The 3,813-nt window shown below is 41.4% G+C and carries 5 protein-coding genes and 1 pseudogene; 3 read left to right on the forward strand and 3 right to left on the reverse strand.

The genetic code is table 11. The features are described from left to right. Positions 1–220: 220 nt before the first annotated feature. Together KGY70_18605 and KGY70_18610 are read left to right on the forward strand one after the other, a co-directional pair. Positions 221–751, forward strand: a complete 531-nt coding sequence (locus tag KGY70_18605) for a hypothetical protein (GenBank protein MBS3777214.1) — start codon at positions 221–223, stop codon at positions 749–751. After that, on the forward strand, positions 744–1,124 hold the full coding sequence (locus KGY70_18610) for an acyl-CoA dehydrogenase family protein (protein ID MBS3777215.1): 381 nt from the start codon (positions 744–746) through the stop codon (positions 1,122–1,124). Before KGY70_18605 ends, KGY70_18610 begins: the two co-directional genes overlap by 8 nt. A 120-nt stretch (positions 1,125–1,244) precedes the next feature. Here the strand turns inward: KGY70_18610 and KGY70_18615 are convergent, their stop codons facing one another. Genes KGY70_18615 through KGY70_18625 form a run of 3 tightly spaced genes read right to left on the reverse strand, consistent with a single transcriptional unit; the run spans position 1,245 to position 2,744 of the window. Continuing rightward, positions 1,245–2,201 carry a HipA domain-containing protein gene (locus KGY70_18615; GenBank protein ID MBS3777216.1) on the reverse strand — a complete coding sequence of 319 codons (957 nt, stop codon included), beginning with the start codon at positions 2,199–2,201 and terminating at the stop codon, positions 1,245–1,247. Continuing rightward, positions 2,198–2,530, reverse strand: a complete 333-nt coding sequence (locus tag KGY70_18620; protein ID MBS3777217.1) for a HipA N-terminal domain-containing protein — start codon at positions 2,528–2,530, stop codon at positions 2,198–2,200. Before KGY70_18620 ends, KGY70_18615 begins: the two co-directional genes overlap by 4 nt. Then, complete coding sequence (locus KGY70_18625) at positions 2,514–2,744, reverse strand: helix-turn-helix transcriptional regulator (GenBank protein ID MBS3777218.1); 231 nt, start codon at positions 2,742–2,744, stop codon at positions 2,514–2,516. Before KGY70_18625 ends, KGY70_18620 begins: the two co-directional genes overlap by 17 nt. 786 nt (positions 2,745–3,530) lie before the next feature. Between KGY70_18625 and KGY70_18630 the strand changes: the two are divergent. After that, positions 3,531–3,813 (forward strand): annotated as a pseudogene (locus tag KGY70_18630) (S8 family serine peptidase).

Raw genomic sequence — 3,813 nt, forward strand, 5'->3', positions numbered from 1 at the left:
GGTACAACGTGGTGGCCATCCCCCTGGCAGCCGGTGTACTGTTCAGCGCGGGTATCGTAATCAGCCCGGCCCTGGGCGCGGTACTGATGAGCCTCAGTACCATCATCGTGGCCATCAACGCCCAGTTCCTCAAACGCAAATTGAAGATCAATACTTAAAGATCTCTAAACGGTATTCATGTTTCCTGTGGACGAGTAAATTTTTTTTCTGCCAATATAGGGTGATTTTTGGAGGTGAAGAGTGGATTGAACTATTTTTTATAACCACGTTTCTGGCGATAGAAACGGATTCATGCTCTCACCAACCCGGACTGAGTAGGAAAAAGATTTTTCTTAGCCATGGGCTTGCCGGGACCCTTATAGAAACGATGACCGGCGAGCATATCAGGGAACCGGGTGAACGCATTAGCGCAACCCATACAAATTTTTTGTTGGGCATCACCTTTTCACCCCTGGCAGATATCCGTGTACAGTTTTTTGCTTCCCCCGGAAATAAGGAACATTCGCTGATCGACGAAAAGATCAGCGGTGCACAATATGGGTTGAATTTGAGGTTCGGGGCGCTCGATTTTATCATATATAGTAAAGTCATCAGCACCCGATTCAAAGCATGGTTCGGAGAAAGCATGAAGAAGATAACTGTTTACCGGGCAATGAAAAGAAAGATTAAATCGTTGACCAAGAAAGTGATGGGGGAGGAAAATCCATCCTATTGGGAAAAGAATAGAAAAGACAGAAGTAGAAATGAATAATTCCAACACAGAAACACCTATTCCTTTTGATGAATTTATCGGTGATCTTAGACAAACATTGAAAAATGTATTTTATGACCTTCATGATGCCGAGAAATTTATCCGCCACAGGGGCTTTCCTGCTACAGTGCTACGCGATATCATGGCGCACAATCCTTTTTCGGTAGCTATTCCAAAGAAGTATGGAGGCCGGGGATGTAAGGCAAAAGAATGTCTGGGTATTCTGGATACAGCATCCTATGACTCGCTTTCCTTGTCGTTGATGTTTGGCATCAATATCGGGCTGTTTTTGGAGCCGGTAGTAAAATATGGCAGCGAGACGATTAAGGGAGATGTCTTTGAACCGTTTCTGAACAATCAGCATATCGGATGAATGTTTGATGTTTATTCAAATATTTTTTAGTTGTACTGAACAAAAATATACCTTTTTGGGTATACCCGTAAAAGTCATTAAATAGAATATACCTTTTAGGGTATAATTAGCGATTGTTTTCTATTCATTTGTTATTAATTTCAATCGTTTCGCCCTGTTTCTGATCAATTTTTTGTATTCCTCTGTTTTGCTTTCTGATAGAAAACCCTTATCAACAAATTCCAGGGCATGATGTATACTTTTGCGGAATTTTTCCAGGGCATTTTCGATTTGTTTTTCGTTTAAAACCAGTAAGTTTCCAAAATTTACGAAATTTTCCAGGGTAAACTTTCTTTTTCTTCCATTTAGCATCAGGGCCATTTCCTCCGGATCATCTTCCTCCGGGATGACAAGTCTTGTGGACAAAAGATCATAGGCCGGAGTAAAACCGGTTAATTCATCTCTGCGATCGATGAGAGAGAAGTTTTTCAGGTGCATATCTGCATTCCCGGTAAGAAAAGAAAAAACGGTCAATTCAAAGAATGTAACAATATCTAACAGGGGATTGGAGGAATATTTTCCAATCGTTTTACCAACCTGTTCCATGGAACCTTTATACTTATCTTCTGTCAGGCGCTCTGTGAGCTGGCACATGTCTTCCATGTGTAATTTCCCTTGCTTGTCGCGGTCTGTTCTGCGTGACAAATAGGCCAGCTCACCCGATTGAAGCCTGATAAGCGTATGAGGAACCACGGGAATGGAAAAAATTTCGGCCAGGTGCATAGTGAGATCTTCATTTTCCGGTAATTCCGGGTATTCTTTTGCTGGCGGTTTCAGTATGTATTCCCCCCAGAGACCAACAAATGTCAACCGGCCGGGCTTGCTTTTCTCTTTATCAAGATGCAGGGAAAGTTTGGCCTGAACGCCGGGCACGGTAACGCTTCTTTCCACAACCTGTTTGGCCAGTTCATTCATTTCGTCCAGCCTGTATTCAAAAAAAGGTGGAGTAGGGGATCCAAATATTTTCCGGCTGCAGGTTCCGTGGAATTCCTTTTCAGAACCCTCTATTTCCTGGTAACAATATAAACATTGACTCATGCTTCCTGCTCATTTAACGGTTCCACACTAACAGCTCCGATGGTATCCCTGCAAGTGGTAAGTAACAAGCCCATTCGGTCTCTTCGGTCTACTTTCCAATGCTTTTCGGCGATATTCAATAACCACCCTTCGGGTATGAGGCCATCAAAGAATGGAAACAGCACGTTGGATTTATAAGGTTCCTGCTGTAACGGCAGGGTTTTACTTACGGGCTTTGCATCTTCTCTTTGAAGATAATCTTCATGGTAGTAGAACAAATAGCCTTCTTCTGTTTCCTCCAGAAACCCGCAAAGCGTTTTGCCCCAATAAATGTTAGCTTTTCGGTTCATGGCTTTCTACTTTATTGCGTTCCACCGGAACCAGCACATGCCCAAAAAGAGCCAGCACCTGATTGACTTTATCCATACGGAGCGATTCTTTGCCCTGCTCCAAATCCCTTACAAACCGCAGACCAACACCGGCTTTTTCGGCCATTTCTTTTTGGGTAAGCCCGAGTTGCTTCCTCCGGGTTTTAATAAAACGGACTAAATCTTTCATAAGCATATACCTTAATGGGTATAAAAAAATATATTTTTAACAAATTTATACCTTTTGGGGTATAAAGGCAAGGGTTTTTAAAAATTATACCTGATAGGTTTTTAATATCAGGTGAAATTTTAGCTTCCCCCCTTCTTTAGGACAGGGTCATTACATTTCATACGGTTATTTTTTCTTTTTTGGATGGCCCAGATAACCAACATTAATATGAATATAAAAAGTTTCTGAGAAGGAATAGAAAGTGAATTATAAGCGTTTGATATAAAGTGATTATTTCGCTATTTTTGTTTTAGTGGTTTCCATAGTCATTGTCGTCTAAGATTAAGGCATTTATTAAGTCTGACAAACCATAAATTGAGAATGACAAGGACATTGAAATTGGAGTTTTCATTCCTATAGAGGAAAACGAGAAGATCCTTGATCAGCTTGAGGAATTGAAAGACCTCAGGTCTTTGATGATTATGCATCCCTCAAAGAGGAGACCATATTTTTGAGAGAGGGCATGAAGGAAAATGGAATAATGGATAAAGCCACTGTATTTTTTGATTAAGCAGTGGCGAGCAGCTTGGGTAAAATATTAAAGAAAACAGTGTATTATGGATATTAAAGAACTCCGGGCAGATCTGCATAACATGATCGATAAAATTTCTGATCGCAACGTTTTGACTGCTGAAAAGACTCTTTTATAAGGAAAAATTGATAAAGAATCGGACTGGTGGGATACCATAAGAGAGGAAGAGCGGGGGGTATAACACCCATAAGACAGATCCATCTCCTCCAGATTATGGCGAGGAATATCCTGATTGGGGTGATAACCATTTAGCCTACACAGGCAGGTTTGGTAGTACCTCGGCAGCCTGTCCCCAGGTAGCTGCAGTAGCAGCCTTGGTTTTATCGGTAGATCCCAGTTTTACACCCCAGGAAGTATTTGATATTATTGCCCAAACAGCTGATGATGTTGGGCCCTATTCTTATTCCAATGGCATATCAGATGAACTTGGACACGGCAGGTTAAACGCATGCAATGCTTTAATGGAGGCGATCAGGGCATCATATATTTCAGGAAATTCTTTTA

Source organism: Bacteroidales bacterium (assembly GCA_018334875.1).
Classification (GTDB): domain Bacteria; phylum Bacteroidota; class Bacteroidia; order Bacteroidales; family UBA12077; genus JAGXLC01.

What these genes read in the sequence shown, in the direction of transcription:
- KGY70_18620 (MBS3777217.1), bottom strand. Translation starts at nt 2,530, where the DNA reads ATGAACCGAAAAGCTAACATTTATTGGGGCAAAACGCTTTGCGGGTTT.
- KGY70_18615 (MBS3777216.1), bottom strand. Translation starts at nt 2,201, where the DNA reads ATGAGTCAATGTTTATATTGTTACCAGGAAATAGAGGGTTCTGAAAAG.
- KGY70_18610 (MBS3777215.1), top strand. Translation starts at nt 744, where the DNA reads ATGAATAATTCCAACACAGAAACACCTATTCCTTTTGATGAATTTATC.
- KGY70_18625 (MBS3777218.1), bottom strand. Translation starts at nt 2,744, where the DNA reads ATGCTTATGAAAGATTTAGTCCGTTTTATTAAAACCCGGAGGAAGCAA.